The organism is Pseudomonas sp. NPDC086566 (genome assembly GCF_050280885.1).
In the GTDB taxonomy this organism is placed as follows: domain Bacteria; phylum Pseudomonadota; class Gammaproteobacteria; order Pseudomonadales; family Pseudomonadaceae; genus Aquipseudomonas; species Aquipseudomonas vlassakiae.
The window spans coordinates 258,760-278,418 of sequence record NZ_JBNNWD010000006.1; the positions used below are offsets into that span (position 1 = coordinate 258,760).

The 19,659-nt window shown below is 63.8% G+C and carries 16 protein-coding genes; 3 read left to right on the forward strand and 13 right to left on the reverse strand.

The window, feature by feature from the left end; genetic code table 11:
- The first annotated feature begins 22 nt into the window (after positions 1-22).
- Both ACQKPS_RS16045 and ACQKPS_RS16050 read left to right on the forward strand, forming a co-directional pair.
- Positions 23-2,053: a sensor histidine kinase gene (locus tag ACQKPS_RS16045; protein ID WP_254481317.1), complete on the forward strand. Its 2,031-nt coding sequence runs from the start codon at positions 23-25 to the stop codon at positions 2,051-2,053.
- Between the two features lies 1 nt (position 2,054).
- Positions 2,055-2,621, forward strand: a complete 567-nt coding sequence (locus ACQKPS_RS16050) for a cob(I)yrinic acid a,c-diamide adenosyltransferase (protein ID WP_254481318.1) — start codon at positions 2,055-2,057, stop codon at positions 2,619-2,621.
- A gap of 34 nt (positions 2,622-2,655) precedes the next feature.
- On the opposite strand, the gene ACQKPS_RS16055 is transcribed toward ACQKPS_RS16050, so the two are convergent.
- The 4 genes from ACQKPS_RS16055 to secA form a co-directional block, all read right to left on the reverse strand.
- Positions 2,656-3,600, reverse strand: a complete 945-nt coding sequence (locus ACQKPS_RS16055) for a Nudix family hydrolase (protein ID WP_254481319.1) — start codon at positions 3,598-3,600, stop codon at positions 2,656-2,658.
- A complete protein-coding gene (locus ACQKPS_RS16060) occupies positions 3,597-4,229 on the reverse strand; it encodes a glutathione S-transferase family protein (protein WP_427604837.1) in 633 nt (210 codons plus the stop codon). Before ACQKPS_RS16060 ends, ACQKPS_RS16055 begins: the two co-directional genes overlap by 4 nt.
- A gap of 130 nt (positions 4,230-4,359) precedes the next feature.
- Positions 4,360-5,577, reverse strand: a complete 1,218-nt coding sequence (argJ, locus tag ACQKPS_RS16065) for a bifunctional glutamate N-acetyltransferase/amino-acid acetyltransferase ArgJ (RefSeq protein ID WP_283724749.1) — start codon at positions 5,575-5,577, stop codon at positions 4,360-4,362.
- A gap of 87 nt (positions 5,578-5,664) precedes the next feature.
- Positions 5,665-8,400 (reverse strand): preprotein translocase subunit SecA, encoded by a 2,736-nt coding sequence (gene secA / locus ACQKPS_RS16070; protein ID WP_283724750.1) that lies wholly within the window; start codon positions 8,398-8,400, stop codon positions 5,665-5,667.
- A 292-nt stretch (positions 8,401-8,692) separates the two neighbouring features.
- On the opposite strand from secA, the gene ACQKPS_RS16075 reads away from it, so the two are divergent.
- Complete coding sequence (locus ACQKPS_RS16075) at positions 8,693-9,154, forward strand: DUF721 domain-containing protein (protein WP_254481325.1); 462 nt, start codon at positions 8,693-8,695, stop codon at positions 9,152-9,154.
- A gap of 53 nt (positions 9,155-9,207) precedes the next feature.
- Here the strand turns inward: ACQKPS_RS16075 and lpxC are convergent, their stop codons facing one another.
- The 9 genes from lpxC to murD form a co-directional block, all read right to left on the reverse strand.
- On the reverse strand, positions 9,208-10,119 hold the full coding sequence (gene lpxC, locus ACQKPS_RS16080) for a UDP-3-O-acyl-N-acetylglucosamine deacetylase (RefSeq protein ID WP_054884618.1): 912 nt from the start codon (positions 10,117-10,119) through the stop codon (positions 9,208-9,210).
- 114 nt (positions 10,120-10,233) lie between these two features.
- A complete protein-coding gene (gene ftsZ / locus ACQKPS_RS16085) occupies positions 10,234-11,430 on the reverse strand; it encodes a cell division protein FtsZ (RefSeq protein WP_003260772.1) in 1,197 nt (398 codons plus the stop codon).
- A 55-nt stretch (positions 11,431-11,485) separates the two neighbouring features.
- Complete coding sequence (gene ftsA, locus ACQKPS_RS16090; protein ID WP_027594020.1) at positions 11,486-12,748, reverse strand: cell division protein FtsA; 1,263 nt, start codon at positions 12,746-12,748, stop codon at positions 11,486-11,488.
- A gap of 14 nt (positions 12,749-12,762) precedes the next feature.
- Positions 12,763-13,632 carry a cell division protein FtsQ/DivIB gene (locus ACQKPS_RS16095; RefSeq protein ID WP_427604841.1) on the reverse strand — a complete coding sequence of 290 codons (870 nt, stop codon included), beginning with the start codon at positions 13,630-13,632 and terminating at the stop codon, positions 12,763-12,765.
- A gap of 5 nt (positions 13,633-13,637) precedes the next feature.
- Positions 13,638-14,594 (reverse strand): D-alanine--D-alanine ligase, encoded by a 957-nt coding sequence (locus tag ACQKPS_RS16100; protein ID WP_254481328.1) that lies wholly within the window; start codon positions 14,592-14,594, stop codon positions 13,638-13,640.
- Positions 14,591-16,039 (reverse strand): UDP-N-acetylmuramate--L-alanine ligase, encoded by a 1,449-nt coding sequence (gene murC, locus ACQKPS_RS16105; protein WP_054884621.1) that lies wholly within the window; start codon positions 16,037-16,039, stop codon positions 14,591-14,593. The genes ACQKPS_RS16100 and murC overlap by 4 nt, the downstream gene beginning before the upstream one ends.
- Positions 16,032-17,111, reverse strand: coding sequence for an undecaprenyldiphospho-muramoylpentapeptide beta-N-acetylglucosaminyltransferase (murG, locus tag ACQKPS_RS16110; RefSeq protein WP_254481329.1), 1,080 nt, complete (start codon positions 17,109-17,111; stop codon positions 16,032-16,034). The genes murC and murG overlap by 8 nt, the downstream gene beginning before the upstream one ends.
- On the reverse strand, positions 17,101-18,312 hold the full coding sequence (gene ftsW / locus ACQKPS_RS16115) for a putative lipid II flippase FtsW (protein ID WP_254485618.1): 1,212 nt from the start codon (positions 18,310-18,312) through the stop codon (positions 17,101-17,103). Before ftsW ends, murG begins: the two co-directional genes overlap by 11 nt.
- On the reverse strand, positions 18,312-19,658 hold the full coding sequence (murD, locus tag ACQKPS_RS16120) for a UDP-N-acetylmuramoyl-L-alanine--D-glutamate ligase (protein ID WP_254481330.1): 1,347 nt from the start codon (positions 19,656-19,658) through the stop codon (positions 18,312-18,314). Before murD ends, ftsW begins: the two co-directional genes overlap by 1 nt.
- Position 19,659 lies beyond the last annotated feature (1 nt).

The following is a 19,659-nucleotide window of genomic DNA, read 5'->3' on the forward strand; positions in this document are numbered from 1 at the left end:
CAATACGGACATTGCCTTGCCCATGAGCCTGCGCCAACGCCTGGAAAACCTCCCGGTCGGGCAGAAACTGCTGGCAGCCCTGCTGGTACTGCTGGTGACCATCCTGCTGGTCGCCAACCTGACCTTCATCAGCGCCGCCTACTGGATCACCCAGGAGAGCATGGCGCCGCAGGCGTTGCAGACCATCGGCAAGCTGGTGGCCAACCCGCAGCTGTCGGCCCGCGCCGGCGACTCGACCGAGACCGCCACGGCCCTGCTCAAGGAGCTGGACAGCTACACGCCGCTACGCGCCGCGGCCATCTACGGCGGCGACGGCCGCATGCTGGCCCAGCTCCAGCACGGCGAGTCACTGGCCCTGCCCAAGCGCTACCGCAATATCGACGGCTGGCGCCTGATGGAGTTTCGCAGCACCCAGCTGATCCGCATCCCCCGCGATGCCAGCCCGCCGGCGCACCTGTTGCTGGTGGCCAGCAGCGAACTGCCCACGGCGTTCTACACCGGTACGCTCAGCGCCAGCCTGGCGATCCTGGTGTTCAGCATCCTGCTGTGGTTGGTCATCGCCCGACAGATCAAGCGCCTGATCACCCAGCCGATCAACCAGCTCGAAGAACTCAGCCGCCAGGTCACCCGCGAAGAAAGCTATGCCTTGCGCGCTACCCGCGGCAACGACGACGAGATCGGCAGCCTGGCCGAAGCCTTCAACACCATGCTTTCACGTATCGAGGCCCGCGAACAGCAACTCAAGCGCACCCGCGACGAATTCCAGACAGCCTACGACCAGGCCCAAGGCCTGGCCGAGGAAACCCGCAACACCAATCGCAAGCTGGAGCTGGAAGTCCAGGTGCGCAGCAAGATCGAGAAGAAGCTCACGGGCTTTCAGAACTACCTCAACAGCATCATCGACTCCATGCCCTCGGCGCTGATCGCCCTCGATGAGCAACTCTATGTCACACAGTGGAACCACGAGGCCACGGTGCTCTCCGGCACGCCGCTGGACGAAGCGCTGAACCAGCCGATCTTCATCGCCTTCGAGCCACTCAAGCCGTTTCTGCCACAGCTCAAGGAAAGCGTCGAAAAACACCGGGTGGCGAAAATCGAACGGGTCACCTGGCCCAAGGGCGACGACCTGCGCCATTACGCCCTGACTTTCTACCCGCTGATGGGCGGCGGTGGGCGCGGCGTGGTCATCCGTATCGACGACATCACCCAGCGCCTGTCGCTGGAAGAAATGATGGTGCAATCGGAGAAGATGCTCTCCGTCGGCGGCCTCGCAGCCGGCATGGCCCACGAAATCAACAACCCGTTGGGCGCGATCCTGCACAACGTGCAGAACATACGCCGACGCCTCTCGGCAGAGCTGCCGCGCAACCAGGAACAGGCCAGTGAGTTGGGCATCGACCTGGCCAACGTCAATCGCTATCTGGAAAACCGTGAAGTGCCGCAACTGCTCGACGGCATCCAGCAAGCCGGCGCTCGCGCGGCGAAGATCGTCACCCACATGCTCAGCTTCAGCCGTCGCAGCAACCGCCAGCTGGCGCCTTGCGACTTGCCGGCGCTGATCGACCAGGCCGTGGAGATCGCCAGCAACGACTTCGACCTGACCATCGGCTTCGACTTCAAGGGCCAGGCTATCATCCGCCAGTTCGACCCCAACCTGGGCCCGGTGCCCTGCACCGCCAACGAGCTGGAGCAGGTGCTGCTGAACCTGCTGAAGAACGCCGCCCAGGCCATCCATCAGCGGCCGCAGCCCAGCGAGCCAGGGCGCATCATCCTGCGTACGAAGCTGAATCCGCCGTGGGCCGAGATCCAGGTCGAGGACAACGGCGTGGGCATGCCCGAAGCCGTTCGCAAGCGCACCTTCGAGCCGTTCTTCACCACCAAGGAGATCGGCCAGGGCACCGGGCTCGGGCTGTCGGTTTCGTACTTCATCATCACCAACAACCACAAGGGGCAGATGGAAGTGCAGTCCACGCCCGGCCAGGGCACCTGCTTCACCCTGCGCCTGCCCCTCGGCCAGCCGCCAGCGGCTGCGCCGACCCACACGGAGGCATGACATGGGCTATCGCCTGTCGAAGATCTACACCCGCACTGGCGACAAGGGCGAAACCGGCCTGGGCGACGGGCGACGGGTACCCAAGGACCACCCACGGGTCGAGGCGATTGGTGAGGTGGACAGCCTCAACAGCCAGCTCGGGCTGCTACTGGCCGGCCTGGATGAGCACAAGCTGGATGAGGTGAGCCGTGTTCTGGCGCCATGCCAGCATCGCTTGTTCGACCTTGGTGGCGAGTTGGCGATGCCCAGCTACCAGGCCTTGAACCAGGCTGAGGTGGAGCGGCTCGAAGCGGCCATCGATGTATGGAACGAAGAACTGGGGCCGCTGAAGAACTTCATCCTGCCAAGTGGCTCGGCGCTGGTGGCGCAGGCCCATGTATGCCGCAGCCTGGCGCGCAGTGCGGAGCGGCGATGCCAGCAGTTGAATGCGCTGGAGCCGCTGGAGGGGGTCGGGTTGGCTTACATCAACCGGCTTTCGGATCTGCTGTTTGTGGCGGCACGGATCATTGGGCGGCGGCAGGGTATTGCAGAGGTGTTGTGGCAGCCTGCGGAAAAGCCTGAGGGCTGATATCGCGAATGGGCCGCAAAGCGGCCCCAATTACTCAGGCCTCTGGCCAGAATGCGCGAATCCCGGCTACACCTTGTGCCCCGGCCTCCCAGGCCTTCTCCCGCTCACCCGGCCCAACCCCGCCCAGCAGGTAAACCGGCTGGTTGAACCCGGCAATCAGTCGCTGCGCCTCATCCCACCCCAACGGCACCGCCTCGGGATGGGTCTGGGTTGCCTGCACGGGCGACAGGGTGACGAAATCCACGCCCATCTGCTCGGCCAGCGCCAGCTCTTCGGCACTGTGGCACGAAGCAGCCAGCCAGCGTTCCTTGGGGAACGGGCGGCCTTTGGCGGCGTACTTGCGCAGCTGCGCAGCGGTCAGGTGCCAGCCGGCGGACGGGAAGTCGCCCAGCCATTCCAGCGGCCCCTTGAGCATCAGCTGCGCCTTGCCGGCGCACAGCCCGACCGCGTCCACCGCCACATCGCGGTACTTGGGGTCGTACATGTCCGGGGCGCGCAGCTGAATCAGCCGAATACCGTTGGCCACGGCCTTCTGGATACCCTTGAGCATCTGCGGCACTTCCAGGCCATCCGGCGTGATCAGGTACTGATCCGGCAAGCGCGCAGCCGCGACGATCGGCTTGTTGGCTTCAGGGAATTCGTACTGTGCCAGATCCCGCGGGGCGACCCAGGCCAGCGGCTGGCCCTCGGCACCATGGGGCTCGCCGATGAACGCATCGACCTCACGGACATCCAGCAGCACCTGCTTGTCCGGGTAGTCGTGACTGACCTTGATCAGCGCCCGCGAACGGGTCACTTCGATACCCAGCTCTTCGCGCAACTCGCGGGCGAGCGCCGCTTCGACGCCCTCGCCCTCCTCCACCTTGCCACCCGGAAACTCCCACAGGCCGCCCTGGTGCTGGGTATCAGCGCGGCGGGCAATCAGAATGCGCCCGTCATTGCCGCGGATCACCGCGGCGACTACATGAATTCGTTTCAACCTGCACGCTCCGCCAGGCCAGCTTGCTGCCAGGCCTGGAAGGCCGGCCACTGGTAAATGGTCTCGATATAGGTGGCTGCCTCGGCGGGCACTTCCACGCGGTAGCTACGCAGGCGCACCGCCACCGGGGCGAAGAAGGCATCGGCCAAGGTCGGCTTGCCGAACAGGAAGGGGCCGCTGTCCTTGGCCACCAGGCGGCATTCGGACCACAGCGCGACGATGCGGTCGATGTCCACTTGCACGTCCAGCGGGATGTTATCCAGCGCCTGGTCACGGGTCAGGTCGAACGGCATGGCGCCGCGCAGGGCGAAGAAGCCGCTGTGCATCTGCGCACAGGCCGAGCGGGCCTGGGCACGCGCGGCAACATCTGCCGGCCACAGCTGGGCCTCGGGGTGGCGTTCGTTGAGGTACTCGGCGATGGCCAGGGAGTCGGCGATCACACCGTGCTCGGTCTTGAGCAGCGGCACCTTGCCAGTGGCGGAGAATTCGAGGATGCGTTTGCGGGTGTCGGGCTGGTTCAGCTTTATCAGCGTTTCTTCGTAGGGCACCCCAGCCAGCTCGAGGGCCAGGGCGCCACGCAGCGACCAGGAAGAATACAGCTTGTCGCCGATGATCAGTTGATAGCTCATGGTTCGGCTCCATGTATCTGCGGATTTCAGGGCTGCTTTGCAGCCCTTTCGCGGATAAATCCGCTCCTACAAAGAGCCCCCTGTAGGAGCGGATTTATCCGCGAAGGGCCGCAAAGCGGCCCCATTTGAATCAGGTACGGTACTCGGCGTTGATCTTCACGTATTCGTGGGACAGGTCGGTAGTCCAGATGGTTTCGCTGCACTGCCCACGGCCAAGCTCGATACGGATGGTGATCTCTTCCTGGGCCATCACCGCCGAACCTTGCGCTTCGGTGTAGCTCGGGCTGCGGCCGCCTTTGCTGGCGATGCACACGTCGCCCAGGTACACGTCGATCAGGCTGACATCCAGCTCTGGCACGCCGGCACGGCCCACGGCAGCCAGAATGCGGCCCCAGTTCGGGTCGGAAGCGAACAGTGCGGTCTTGATCAACGGCGAGTGGGCCACGGCATAACCGACATCCAGGCATTCCTGGTGGTTGCCACCACCATTGACCTGCACGGTGACAAACTTGGTGGCGCCTTCGCCGTCACGGACGATGGCCTGGGCCACTTCCATGCACACGTCGAATACGGCCTTCTTCAGCGCTTCGAACAGCGCACCGCTGGCTTCGGTGACTTCCGGCAGGTTGGCCTTGCCGGTGGCGATCAGCATGCAGCAGTCGTTGGTCGAGGTGTCGCCGTCGATGGTGATGCGGTTGAACGACTTGTTGGCGCCGTCGAGGATCAGGTCCTTGAGCACGGCCGGAGCGACCTTGGCGTCGGTGGCGATGTAGCCGAGCATGGTGGCCATGTTCGGGCGGATCATGCCCGCGCCTTTGCTGATACCGGTGACGGTGACGGTCACGCCATCGTGCTGGAACTGGCGGCTGGCACCTTTGGGCAGGGTGTCGGTGGTCATGATGCCGGTGGCGGCTTCAGCCCAGTGGTTTTCCGACAGGTTGTCCAATGCGGCTTGCAGCGCGCCTTCGATCTTCTCGACCGGCAGTGGCTCACCGATCACACCGGTGGAGAACGGCAGCACCGACTCGGCAGGCACGCCGGTCAGTTCGGCGAGCTTGGCGCAGGTACGTTCGGCAGCTGCCAGGCCTGGCGCGCCGGTACCGGCGTTGGCATTGCCGGTGTTGGTCAGCAGGTAGCGCACGGTGCCCTGCACACGCTGCTTGGAGAGGATCACGGGAGCTGCACAGAAGGCGTTGAGGGTGAACACGCCAGCCACGCTGGAGCCTTCGGCGCAGCGCATGACCACCACATCCTTGCGCCCAGGACGCTTGATGCCGGCAGAAGCAATACCGAGTTCAAAACCCGGAACCGGGTGCAGGGTGGGCAAAGGACCAAGACCAACAGCCATTAGAGCGCTCCTAGAAAAGCGGTGAATATGGAAAAAGGGGGCCGCAATGCGGCCCCCAGGTTGTCACGATACAACAGTCAGCTCAGGTCACTCGATCTGACCATGGCAATGCTTGAATTTCTTGCCCGAACCACACCAGCACGGCTCGTTGCGGCCCAGCTTCAGGTCGTTGCGCACCGGGGCAGCGGCCACGGCCACTTCAGCGCCCTCCTCGCTCAATTGCTCGCTTTCAAGGCCTGGCGCAGGGGCATGCTGGAACTGCATGCGGCTGGCCAGCTCTTCGGCTTCGCGGCGCAGGCGGGCTTCTTCTTCGGCCGGGTCTTCGCGACGCACCTGAACGTGCGACAGCACGCGGATGGTGTCGCGCTTGATCGACTCGAGCAATTCCTGGAACAGCGCGAACGACTCGCGCTTGTACTCCTGCTTCGGGTTCTTCTGTGCATAACCCCGCAGGTGGATACCGTGACGCAGGTGGTCCATGGTCGACAGGTGGTCTTTCCACAGGTCGTCCAGCACGCGCAGCAGGATCTGCTTCTCGAAGGTACGCAGGGCCTCGATACCGGCCTGGTCTTCCTTCTCGGTGTAGGCGCTGGTGATCTCGTTCAGCAGCTTCTCGCGCAGGGTTTCCTCGTAGAGGTGATCGTCTTCGTCCAGCCACTGCTGGATCGGCAGCTTCATGGCGAAGTCGCTGGCCAGCGAAGCTTCGAGGCCGGCCACGTCCCACTGCTCCGGCAGCGACTGCGGCGGGATGTGCTGGCTGATGGTGGCGTCCAGCACTTCCTGGCGGAACTCGACGATGGTGTCGCCAATGTTCTCGGCCGCCAGCAGGCTGTTGCGCATGTGGTAGATCACCTTGCGCTGTTCGTTGGCCACGTCATCGTATTCAAGCAGCTGTTTACGGATGTCGAAGTTGCGGCCTTCGACCTTGCGCTGCGCTTTCTCGATGGCATTGGTGACCATGCGATGCTCGATGGCCTCGCCGGACTGCATGCCCAGTGCCTTCATGAAGTTCTTCACCCGGTCAGAGGCGAAGATGCGCATCAGGCTGTCTTCCAGCGACAGGTAGAAGCGGCTCGAACCCGGGTCGCCCTGACGACCGGCACGGCCACGCAGCTGGTTGTCGATACGGCGCGACTCGTGGCGCTCGGAGGCGATCACGTGCAGGCCACCGGCTTGAATCACCTGCTGGTGACGCTTCTGCCAGTCGGCCTTGATCTGGGCAATCTGCTCAGGGGTCGGGTTTTCCAGCGCAGCCACTTCGGCTTCCCAGTTACCGCCCAGCAGAATATCGGTACCACGGCCGGCCATGTTGGTGGCGATGGTCAGCGCACCCGGGGCGCCGGCCTGGGCGATGATTTCCGCTTCTTTCTCGTGGTACTTGGCGTTCAGTACCTTGTGGTCGATACCTTCCTTTTTCAGCAGGTTCGACATGTGCTCCGAAGTTTCGATGGTGGCGGTACCCACCAGGATCGGGCGGCCCTGGGTCATGCTCTCTTTGATGTCGGCGATGATCGCGGCGTATTTCTCGTCGGCGGTCAGGTACACCAGGTCGTTGAAGTCCTTGCGCGCGAGTGGCTTGTTCGGCGGAATGACCATGACGTTGAGGGCGTAGATCGACTGGAACTCGAACGCCTCGGTGTCAGCGGTACCGGTCATGCCGGACAGCTTGGTGTAGAGACGGAAGTAGTTCTGGAAGGTGGTCGAAGCCAGGGTCTGGCTTTCGGCCTGGATGTTCAGGTTTTCCTTGGCCTCGATGGCCTGGTGCAGGCCTTCGGACAGGCGACGGCCGGGCATGGTACGGCCGGTGTGCTCGTCGATCAGCAGGACCTGGCCGTCCTGGACGATGTACTCGACGTTGCGGTGGAACAGCTTGTGCGCACGCAGGCCGGCGTAGACGTGGGTCAGCAGGCCCAGGTTATGCGCCGAATACAGGCTCTCCCCTTCGGCCAGCAGGCCAGCCTGGGTGAGCATCTCTTCGATGAACTGGTGACCGGCTTCGTTGAGCTCGACCTGGCGGCTCTTCTCGTCGATGGTGAAGTGGCCTTCCTGGGTGACCTGGCCTTCGACTTCTTCGATGTGCTGGGTCAGGCGCGGGATCAGGCGGTTGATCTCGATGTACAGCTTGGAGCTGTCTTCGGCCTGGCCGGAGATGATCAGCGGAGTGCGCGCTTCGTCGATGAGGATCGAGTCGACTTCGTCGATCACGGCGAAGTTCAGTTCACGCTGGAACTTCTCTTCCTGGCTGAACGCCATGTTGTCGCGCAGGTAGTCGAAACCGAATTCGTTGTTGGTGCCGTAGGTGATGTCGGCGGCATAGGCAGCGCGTTTTTCTTCAGGCGGCTGGAACGCCGAGACGATGCCTACGGACAGACCGAGGAATTCGTACAGCGGGCGCATCCAGTTGGCGTCACGACGGGCCAGGTAGTCGTTCACCGTGACCACGTGCACGCCTTTGCCGGACAGGGCATTGAGGTAAACGGCCAGGGTACCGACCAAGGTCTTGCCTTCACCGGTACGCATTTCTGCGATCATGCCCTCGTGCAGGGTCATGCCGCCGATCAGCTGCACGTCGAAGTGGCGCATGCCCATCACACGCTTGCCAGCCTCACGGGCCACGGCGAAGGCTTCGGGCAGCAATTGGTCCAACGTCTCGCCTTTGGCCAGGCGCTCCTTGAACTCTGCGGTCTTGGCCCGCAGTTGCTCATCGGAGAGGGCCACCATCTTCTCTTCGAAGGCATTGACGATAGCTACCGTCTTGAGCATGCGTTTGACTTCACGCTCGTTCTTGCTTCCAAAAAGTTTTTTTAACAAAGGCGCAAACATATCGGCAGGATCTTCCACACGTAGGGATGGAGGGCGGCCCCATGAGTCGCCCGTGCAGCCCTGAGGCCGCATGCGAACGAGCATTCTACCCGGAAACGATGGTGAGGAAAGTGGTCGATTGCCACGATGCTGGCACAGCGCTTTGGCGGGGGCTTTTCTAAGATAGGGGCATTTTCCCTGAGTTCAACCCGCGGGTTGATGAAACGTAGCGGGAATGACACTTAGCCGCGAAGAGGCCAGCTCAGGCGACGGGGATGCTAGACTGCCCACTTGTCACCTCATGCACACCGCCATGGCCTACAAACCCTCCCCCGCCCAGCCGCCCGCCACCCTGCTGCGCCAGAACCGCCCGCTGCGCCTGCTGCTGAACCAGGCCGAACGCCTGGCGCATCTGCAGCGCCTGCTGGAAAGCCAGCTGCAGCCGGCTGCCCGCGAGCACTGCCATGTGGCCTCCTGGCGCGATGGCACGTTGTTGCTGGTGGTGACCGACGGTCACTGGGCGACTCGCCTGCGCTACCAGCAAAAACGTCTGCAGCGCCAGCTGCAGGCCCTGGAAGCCTTCGGCAACCTGCAGCGCATCCAGTACAAGGTGCAGCCACCGCTGGTGCCGGCCAAGCGCGGCGGCAACATGACCGAGCTGTCGAACAACGCTGCCGAGAGCATCCGCGACTCCGCCGAGGGTATCGCCGACCCCAAGCTGCGAGCTGCCCTGGAGCGGTTGGCCAGCCACGCCAAATGCAAGGAAAAGCCCTGAAAATAAAAAAGGCCACCCGAAGGTGGCCTTAATGAACTAGAGAGTGTTCGAACTTACACAGCCGCAACAGGGCGCATGTACGAGATCGGTGCCGTGCTGGCATCTTCGAACGTAACCACTTCCCAGGCATCGGTTTCAGTAATGAGCTTGCGCAGCAGCTGGTTGTTCAGCGCGTGGCCGGACTTGTAGCCCTTGAACTCGCCGATCAGGCTGTTGCCCAGCAGGTAAAGGTCGCCAATGGCGTCGAGGATCTTGTGCTTGACGAATTCGTCATCGGAACGAAGGCCGTCTTCGTTGAGCACACCAGTCTCGTCGACCACGATGGCGTTCTCGACACTGCCACCCAACGCAAGGTTGTGCTTGCGCAGGTACTCGATGTCACGCATGAAGCCGAAAGTACGGGCGCGGCTGACTTCCTTCACGAACGAGGTGCTGGAGAAGTCGACGACCGCACTCTGGGTCTGGCCCTTGAGGACCGGGTGATCGAAGTCGATCTCGAAGCTCACCTTGAACCCGTCGAATGGCAGGAAGGTGGCGCTCTTGTCGCCCTCCGTCACTGTCACTTCACGCAGGATGCGGATGAACTTCTTGGCTGCGTCCTGTTCTTCCAGGCCGGCAGACTGAATCAGGAATACGAAGGGACCGGCGCTGCCATCCATGATCGGCACTTCCGAGGCGGAGAGCTCGACGTAGGCGTTATCGATGCCCAGGCCCGCCATGGCGGAGAGCAGGTGCTCGACCGTATCGACCTTGACGTCACCGTTGACCAGCGTGGTGGACATGGTGGTCTCACCGACGTTGGCCGCACGCGCCGGGATCTCGACCACAGGGTCAAGGTCGGCGCGACGGAAGACGATGCCGGTGTCGACAGGCGCAGGCTTGAGGGTCAGGTAGACCTTCTCCCCGGAGTGCAGGCCGACGCCCGTGGCACGGATGGTATTCTTCAGGGTGCGTTGTCTAATCATGGCATTGGCCGCTTCAGCGCAAATAATGCGAACAGGTATCAACAAAGGCTGGGGATGATAACAGACCCGGCCTTTGCTGAACACCAATCACCCTTATACCCCTGATAAATTCCATCAATCGGCCTGACGACGCAGGAAGGCTGGGATATCGAGGTAGTCCAGATCATCCTGAGGGTTGAGTTTAGCTGCCGCAGCGGCACCTGCGTGGGCCTGGTTGCGCATCACGGTCGGGCGCTCGAGGTCACGATAGTTGACGGCTGGCTGCTCCTGGCGGACCGGTGCCGGGTTGGAAGCCTCGTACACCTGCTGTGCAGTCTGCAGGGTGTTGTCGACCACCTTGACCGGTTTTTCGATGCGCGCGCCCAGACCCGTGGCAACCACGGTCACGTGCAGTTCGTCACGCATGTCAGGGTCGATCACGGTACCGACCTTGACCATGGCGTGGTCGGAGGCGAAGGCTTCGATGATGCTACCCACGTCGGAGTATTCACCCAGCGACAGGTCTGGACCTGCGGTGATGTTCACCAGGATGCCGCGGGCGCCCTGCAGGTTGACGTCTTCGAGCAGCGGGTTGCGGATTGCAGCCTCGGTAGCTTCGCGAGCACGGTTCGGGCCGCTGGCGCAGCCGGTACCCATCATCGCCATGCCCATTTCACCCATGACGGTACGCACGTCGGCGAAGTCGACGTTGATCATGCCTGGGCGCTTGATGATGTCGGAGATACCGCGAACGGCACCGGCCAGCACATCGTCAGCCTTGGCAAAGGCGGACAGCAGGCTGGCATCCTTGCCCAGGATGGTCAGCAGCTTCTCGTTGGGGATGGTGATGAGCGAGTCGACGCTCTCAGCCAGCATACGGATGCCTTCATCGGCGATCTGCATGCGCTTGCGGCCTTCGAACGGGAACGGACGGGTCACCACAGCAACGGTGAGAATGCCCATTTCCTTGGCCACTTCGGCGATGATCGGCGCCGCACCGGTACCGGTACCGCCGCCCATGCCGGTGGTGATGAACACCATGTTGGTGCCCTGCAGCACCTCGGCGATGCGCTCACGGTCTTCCAGCGCGGCCTGACGGCCGACTTCCGGATTGGCGCCGGCACCCAGACCTTTGGTCACGCCGGTACCCAGTTGCAGGATGGTGCGTGCGCCGATGTTTTTCAGCGCCTGGGCATCGGTGTTGGCGCAGATGAACTCGACGCCTTCGATGCTGCTCTTCACCATGTGGTTGACGGCGTTGCCGCCGCCACCGCCAACACCGATCACCTTGATGACCGGACTTTGCGGGACGTTGTCTACGAGCTCGAACATTTTCCCTCTCCTTACAGTTCTCTAGTTGTCGCGCCTACCACTACTGCTTTGAAACTTAGAAGTTGCCCTGGACCCACCGCTTGAAGCGTTCAAGCACTGGGGCCTTCGGTTCATCGCCATAGCTGTTGCTGCTGCTGTTGCTGTTACCGGTCAGGACCATGTCCTCGGACTGCTTGAGCAGGCCGTAGGTGAGCAAGCCCACGCCGGTGGAATAGATCGGGTTGCGCACCACGTCGCTCAGCCCCCGAACGCTGTGCGGTACGCCCAGGCGTACCGGCATGTGGAAGATTTCCTCGGCCAGTTCCACGGCACCTTCCATCTTCGCGGTGCCGCCGGTGAGGACGATGCCCGCTGGCACCAGGTCCTCGTAGCCGCTGCGGCGCAACTCGGCCTGGATCAGGGTGAAGAGCTCGTCGTAACGTGGCTCCACCACCTCGGCCAGGGCCTGACGCGACAGCTCGCGCGGTGGGCGATCGCCCACGCTCGGCACCTTGATGGTCTCACCGGCGCCGGCCAGTTTGGCCAGGGCGCAGGCGTAGCGGATCTTGATTTCCTCGGCGTACTGGGTCGGCGTACGCAGGGCCATGGCGATGTCGTTGGTGACCTGGTCGCCAGCGATCGGGATGACCGCGGTGTGGCGGATCGCACCTTCGGTGAAGATGGCGATGTCGGTGGTGCCGCCACCGATGTCCACCAGGCACACGCCCAGCTCTTTCTCGTCGTCGGTCAGCACCGAGTAGGCCGAGGCCAGCTGCTCGAGGATGATGTCGTCGATTTCCAGGCCGCAGCGGCGTACGCACTTCTCGATGTTCTGCGCCGCATTGACCGCGCAGGTGACCACGTGAACCTTGGCTTCCAGGCGCACGCCCGACATGCCCAGCGGCTCGCGCACGCCTTCCTGGTTGTCGATCACGTAGTCCTGCGGCAGGGTGTGCAGCACGCGCTGGTCAGCCGGAATGGCCACGGCCTGGGCAGCATCGAGCACGCGCTCGAGGTCGGCGACGCTCACCTCACGGTCGCGGATGGCGACGATGCCGTGGGAGTTCAGGCTGCGGATGTGGTTGCCGGCCACGCCGACGAACGCCGAGTGGATGCGGCAGCCAGCCATCAGCTGGGCTTCTTCCACCGCGCGCTGGATCGACTGCACGGTCGATTCGATATTCACCACCACGCCCTTCTTCAGGCCGCGGGATGGATGGGTGCCGATGCCCACGATCTCGAGGGTGCCGTCTTCGCCCACTTCACCCACCAGCGCCACCACCTTGGAGGTGCCGATGTCCAGCCCGACGATCATTTTGCCGCTATGCGCGTTTGCCATGGTCCTGCCTCTCTCTAATTCTTCGCAACGGCGGATTGGGCCGTCGTCGGTGCGTTCGGTTCCCGCCAACCAACGGCAAGTCCGTTGGAGTAACGCAGATCAATGCGGGCGATATTGGTGATCTGCTCTTTGAGTGTCTTGTCGTAAATGGCAATGAAACGGCGCATCTTCTCCACCAGGTGGTCGCGCCCCAACAGCAACTCGATACCCGGCCCGGCACTGCTCGCACCGGTGGTCAGGAACCAGCTGCCCCGCTCGCGCAGCTCCAGGCGAGCGATGGAAAAGCCCATGGGGCGCAGCATCTGGCTCAATACCTGATATTGCTGCATGACTTGTTGCTGAGCGCGCTGCGGCCCGGCCAGCTGCGGCAGGTGCTCATAGTTGGCCAGTTCGCGCGGGGTAAAGGCCTGGCCCTGGTTGTTGAGCAAGGCCTCGTCACCCCAGCGCGCCACCGGCAGCTGTTCTTCCAGGCGGATCACCACTTCGTCGGGCCACACGCGGCGCACTTCGGCGTGGGCGATCCATGGCATCTGTTCGAGTTCGGCGCGCATCGCGGTGAGGTCGACGCTGAAGAAGCTCGCCGCCACATAGGGCGCAATGCGCTGCTGCACCGACTGCTGGCTGATGTAGCTGAGGTCACCCTGCACGTCGATCTTGGTGATCGGGCGGTCGGCATATGGCATCAGGCGGATGGCGCCCTCATAGGCACCAAAGCCTGCAGCCACCAGCACCAGCGGCCACAACAGGCGCTTGAGGCCGCCCAGGCTGGGCCGCGGCAGGCGCGCCGATACGGGCTCGTCGGCCACCAGTCGGCTGGCACCACGCGGCACCGGCTTGCTGCGGCCGGTAACGGGTTGCTGCTGACGTATCATTGCGCCTTGCATGATGGTTAACCTCGCGTCTTCACGCTTTCAGCCAGGATCGCCAGCACCAGTTGCTGGAAGTCCAGGCCGGCCGCGCGGGCCGCCATGGGCACCAGGCTATGGTCGGTCATGCCGGGTGCGGTGTTGACTTCGAGCAGCCAGAACCGGCCTTGCTCGTCCTGCATCACGTCCAGCCGGCCCCAGCCTTCGATGCCGATGGCATCGCAGGCCCGCGCGGTCAGGTCGATCAGTTCCTGCTCCTTGGCACTGTCCAGACCGCACGGGATGCGATACTGGGTGTCATTGGCGATGTACTTGGCGTCGTAGTCGTAGAACACGTGCGGAGTGCCCAGGGCGATCGGTGGCAGCACCTGGCCACGCAGCACGGCGATGGTGAACTCCGGGCCGTGAATCCATTGCTCGACCAGAACTTGCGAATCGTAACGGGCGGCATCCTTCCAGGCGGTGACCAGCTCTTCCACGCTGTTCACCTTGGCCATGCCGATGCTGGAACCTTCATGGGCCGGTTTGACGATCAACGGGAAGCCCAGTTCCGTACCGGCGGCAACACAATCGTGTTCGCTGGCCAGCACCGCGTGACGCGGCGTCGGAATACCCAGGCTCTGCCACACCTGCTTGGTGCGCAGCTTGTCCATGGCCAGGGCCGAAGCGAGGATGCCGCTGCCGGTGTAGGGGATGCCCAGGCACTCCAGCAGGCCCTGCATGCTGCCGTCTTCACCGCCACGGCCATGGAGGATGATGAAGGCGCGGTCGATCTTTTCGTGCTGCAGGCGCACCAGCAGGTCGTCACCGACATCGATGCCGACCACGTCGACACCGGCGGAGGTCAGCGCGTCGATTACCGCGGCGCCGGACTTCAGCGACACCTCACGCTCGGCGCTCTTGCCGCCGTACAGCACGGCTACACGGCCGAACGCTTTCACGTCCAGGGTCGAATGCAGTTGTTCGTAGGCGCTGGTCATTTCGACTTCTCCTGCTTGGCGCCAGCGAACAGCGGGCTTTTCATCAGTTGCGGGGCCAGGCCACCGACGTCACCGGCACCCTGGCAGATCAGGATGTCGCCGGCGCGCAGCAGCGGTTTGACCAGCGGTGCCAGTTCGGCGCCACGTTCGATGTAGATCGGGTCCAGCTTGCCGCGCTGGCGGATGCTGTGGCACAGCTGGCGGCTGTCGGCACCGGGGATCGGCTCTTCGCCGGCCGGGTAGACCTCCATCAACAGCAGCACGTTGGCATCGCCCAGCACCTGGACGAAATCGTCGTACAGGTCGCGGGTACGGCTGTAGCGGTGCGGCTGGTAGACGATCACCAGGCGGCGGCTCGGCCAGCCACCGCGCACGGCCTTGATCACCGCAGCCACTTCGGTCGGGTGGTGACCGTAGTCGTCGACCAGCATCACGCTGCCGCCATCGACCGGCAGTTCGCCGTAGACCTGGAAGCGCCGGCCTACGCCCTGGAAACCGGACAGGCCCTGGACGATGGCGTCATCGCTGATGCCTTCGTCAGTGGCGATGGCGATGGTGGCCAGGGCGTTGAGCACGTTGTGGTTGCCGGGCATGTTCACCGACACCTCAAGTGGCTCGCAATCGCGGCGCAGCACCGTGAAGTGGGTCTGCATGCCTTGCTGGCGCACGTTGATGGCACGCACGTCAGCCTCTTCGCTGAAGCCGTAGGTGACAGTCGGGCGCTTGACCTGCGGCAGGATCTCGCGCACGACAGGGTCGTCCAGGCACATCACGGCCAGGCCGTAGAACGGCAGGTTGTGCAGGAACTCGACGAAGGTTTTCTTCAACTTGTTGAAGTCGCCTTCGTAGGTCGCCATGTGGTCGGCGTCGATGTTGGTGACCACGGCGACCATCGGCTGCAAGTGCAGGAAGCTGGCATCGCTTTCGTCGGCTTCGGCAATCAGGTAACGGCTGGTGCCCAGCTGTGCATTGGTGCCGGCAGCGGTCAGGCGCCCACCGATGACGAAGGTCGGGTCCAGGCCGCCGGCGGCGAATACCGAAGCCAGCAGGCTGGTGGTGGTGGTCTTGCCATGGGTACCGGCAACCGCCACGCCGTGGCGATAGCGCATCAGCTCGGCGAGCATCTCGGCACGCGGCACCACCGGAATTCGACGTTCCAGAGCGGTGGCGACTTCCGGGTTGGCCGGGTTGATGGCACTGGACACCACCAGCACATCGGCATTGGCGGCGTTTTCAGCGCGGTGGCCGACGAAGATCTCGGCGCCGAACGACTCCAGGCGCTCGGTCACCGGCGACGCCTTGAGGTCGGAACCGGATACCTGGTAGCCCAGGTTCAGCAGCACTTCTGCGATGCCGCACATGCCCACGCCGCCGATACCGACGAAGTGGATGCGATTGATGCGGCCCATCTTTGGCTGGGGCATGGCTTTCTGGCTTTCAACCATGGGCCACCTCCAGGCAGATATCGACCACGGTGCTGGTTGCAGCAGGTTTGGCCAGGCGCCGTGCGGTACCTGCCATGGTGTTGAGTTTCTCGGGTTGCATCAGCACCTCGTTCAGGCGTTCAGCGAGTTGCGCTGCGCCAGTTGTCGCTTGTGGCATGAGGAAGGCAGCGCCTTCCCGGGCCAGATATTGGGCGTTGTAGGTCTGGTGGTCGTCGATTGCGTGGGGCAAGGGCACCAGCATCGAGGGCAGGCCCGCCGCGGCGAGTTCGCTGACGGTCAGGGCACCGGCCCGGCAGACCACGATATCGGCCCAGCCATAGGCATGGGCCATGTCCTTGATGAACGGTTCGACCTGGGCCTCGACCCCCACCTCGCGGTAACGCTCGGCAGTCGCTGGCGCATGCTGCTTGCCGGCCTGGTGAAACACCTCCGGGCGCAGGTTCGCCGGCACTTCGGACAGGGCCTTAGGCAACAATTTGTTCAATGGTTCCGCACCCAGGCTGCCACCCATGACCAGCAGCCGCGCGCGGCGCTCGGCCAGAGGCGCGCGCACGGCGTCCATGAACAGCTCCGGACGCACCGGGTTGCCGGTGGTACGCAGCTTGTCGCTGGCGTCGAAGGTCGCCGGGAAGGCTTCGCAGACACGCGCCGCCAGCGGCAACAGCAGACGGTTGGTGGTGCCGGCACGGGCGTTCTGCTCGTGGATCACCAGCGGCACACCGCATAGCCGTGCGGCAACGCCGCCCGGGCCGGTCACATAGCCGCCGAAGCCAACCACGCACACCGGTTTGAGTTCACGCACGATACGGCGTGCCTGGAGCACCGCCTTGAACAGCGTGAATGGCGCCTTGAGCAGGGACAGCTTGCCCTTGCCACGCAGGCCGCTGACCTGGATCAGGTGCAGTGGCAGGCCGGCCTGCGGCACCAGTTCGTTCTCGATGCCACGCGGGGTACCTAACCAGTGCACGGAGTAACCCCGGGCCTGGAATTCACGGGCGCAGGCCAGGGCCGGGAAGACGTGGCCCCCGGTGCCGCCCGCCATGATCAGCACGTTCTTGCCGTCAGCGGCCATGAGTGGTCTCCTCGGCAAAATCGCTCTCTTTGAATTCATGCTCCTCGCTGCCCAGGTGCGTGCGGCTCTCCCACTCGATGCGCAGCAGCAACCCCACGCAGGCACAGCAGATCACCAGCGATGAGCCGCCATAACTGAGGAACGGCAGCGTCAGGCCCTTGGTCGGCAGCAGGCCGACGTTCACCCCGATGTTGATCAGGAACTGGCCGATCCACAGGAACGCCAGGCCGAACGCCATGTAGGCGGCAAAGAACTGCTTGGCTTTCTCCGCCCACAGGCCGATGTACAGGGCGCGAATGGTGACGAAGACGAACAGCGCGATGGTCACCAACGAGCCGACCACGCCGAGCTCTTCGGCCAGTACCGAGAACACGAAGTCAGTGTGTGCTTCAGGCAGGTAGAACTGCTTCTGTACGCTGTTGCCCAGGCCGACGCCCAGCCATTCGCCGCGACCGAAGGCGATCAGTGCCTGGGTCAGCTGGTAGCCGGAGCCGAACTGGTCGGACCAGGGGTCGGTGAAGGTGATCAGACGCGCCATCCGGTACGGCTGCGCCTGCACCAGGATGAACACCGCAGCCACCGCCAGCACCACCATCAGGCTGAAGCGGAACAGCCCCACCCCGCCGAGGAACAGCATCGCGGCGGCAGCCCCCATCATCACCACGGTGGCACCGAAGTCCGGCTCCATCAGCAGCAGAGCGGCCATTGGCAGCAGCACGATGAACGGCTTGAAGAAGCCCATCCAGGTTTCGCGCACCTCGGTCTGCCGGCGCACCAGGTAGCCGGCCAGGTAGATGACCACGAAGACCTTGGCGATTTCCGAAGGCTGCACGTTGAAGAAGCTGAAGCCGATCCAGCGCATCGAACCGTTCACTTCACGGCCGATCCCCGGCACCAGCACCAGCACCAGCAGGCCGAAGGCGCCGATCAGCATCATGAAGCCCATGCGCTGCCAGGTGGCGATCGGCACCATCATCGTCGCGCCACAGGCGCCCAGGCCGAGCAACACGTACACCAGATGGCGGAACATGTGATACAGCGGGTTGCCCGATTGCACGGCGGCAACTTCCGACGACGCCGAGGTGATCATCACCAGGCCCAGACCCAGCAGCGCCAGGCAACCGGCCAGCATGGCAAAGTCGAGGTCGACGCCACGGCCGCTGATCAGCGGCGAGGGGTACGGCTTGAGGACGCCGAAGATCATGCCAGCCCTCCCGCCGCCTGGGCGAACAGGCGCCCGCGTTCTTCAAAGTTCTTGAACATGTCAAGGCTCGCGCAGGCCGGCGACAGCAACACCGCGTCGCCTGGCCGGGCCAGCCCGGCGCACTGCTGAACAGCCTCATCCAGGGTCTTCACCCGCACCAGCGGCACGCCATCGCCCAGGGCATCGGCCAGGCGTTCGGCATCACGGCCAAGCAGCACTACCGCGCGGCAGAAGCGTTTGACCGGCTCGCGCAGGGCGGCGAAATCGGCACCCTTGCCGTCGCCACCGGCAATCAGCACCAGCTTGCCATCGATGTCCGCGCCCAGGCCTTCGATCGCCGCCAGGGCAGCACCGACATTGGTGGCCTTGGAGTCGTCGTACCAGTTGACGCCGTTGCGCTCACGGATCCACTGGCAACGGTGAGCCAGGCCCTTGAATTCACGCAGAGCTTCGAGCATCGGCGCGAACGGCAGGCCGGCGGCATGGCCGAGGGCCAGGGCCGCCAGGGCATTGCTCTGGTTGTGGGCGCCGCGGATCTTCAGCTCACGCACCGGCATCAGCGTCTGGAATTCATACGCCAGGTACTTTTCGCCATCGACTTCACGCAGGCCAAAAGCCTTGAAGTCCGGCTGGTTGAGGCCGAAGGTGAAGCACGGGCGGCCTTCCACCGGCAGCGGCCGGCTCAGGGCGTCCTGGCGGTTGACCACGACCTGGCGGGCACCGCGGAAGATCCGGTGCTTGGCCAGGTGGTAGGCCGGCAGGCCGCTGTAGCGGTCCATGTGGTCTTCGCTGATGTTCAGCACGGTGGCCACTTCGGCGTTGAGCTGGTCGGTGGTTTCCAGCTGGAAGCTCGACAGTTCCAGCACATACAACTCGACATCGTCGCTCAGCAGGTCCAGCGCCGGGGTGCCCAGGTTGCCGCCCACGGCCACGCGCTTGCCGGCCTTGGCGGCCATCTCGCCGACCAGGGTAGTGACGGTGCTTTTCGCATTGGAGCCGCTGATCGCCACGATCGGCGCCTTGGCATGGCGGGCAAACAGCTCGATGTCACCGGACAGCTGCACGCCACGTGCTGCCGCCTGCTGCAGCGCCGGGGTGGCCAGTGCCAGGCCCGGGCTTACGTACAGTTCGTTGGCGCGGCACAGGAAGTCCACGTCCAGTTCACCACAGCGCACTTCCACCTGCGGATAATCACGACGCAGGGTTTCCAGTTCCGGCGGTTGCTCACGGGTGTCGGCGACCGCAAAGGCAATGCCCCGGTTCGCCAGGAAGCGAACCAGGGACATGCCGCTCTTGCCGAGGCCGACAACGATGCGGAATTGGTCGGAAGCGATCAATGACACG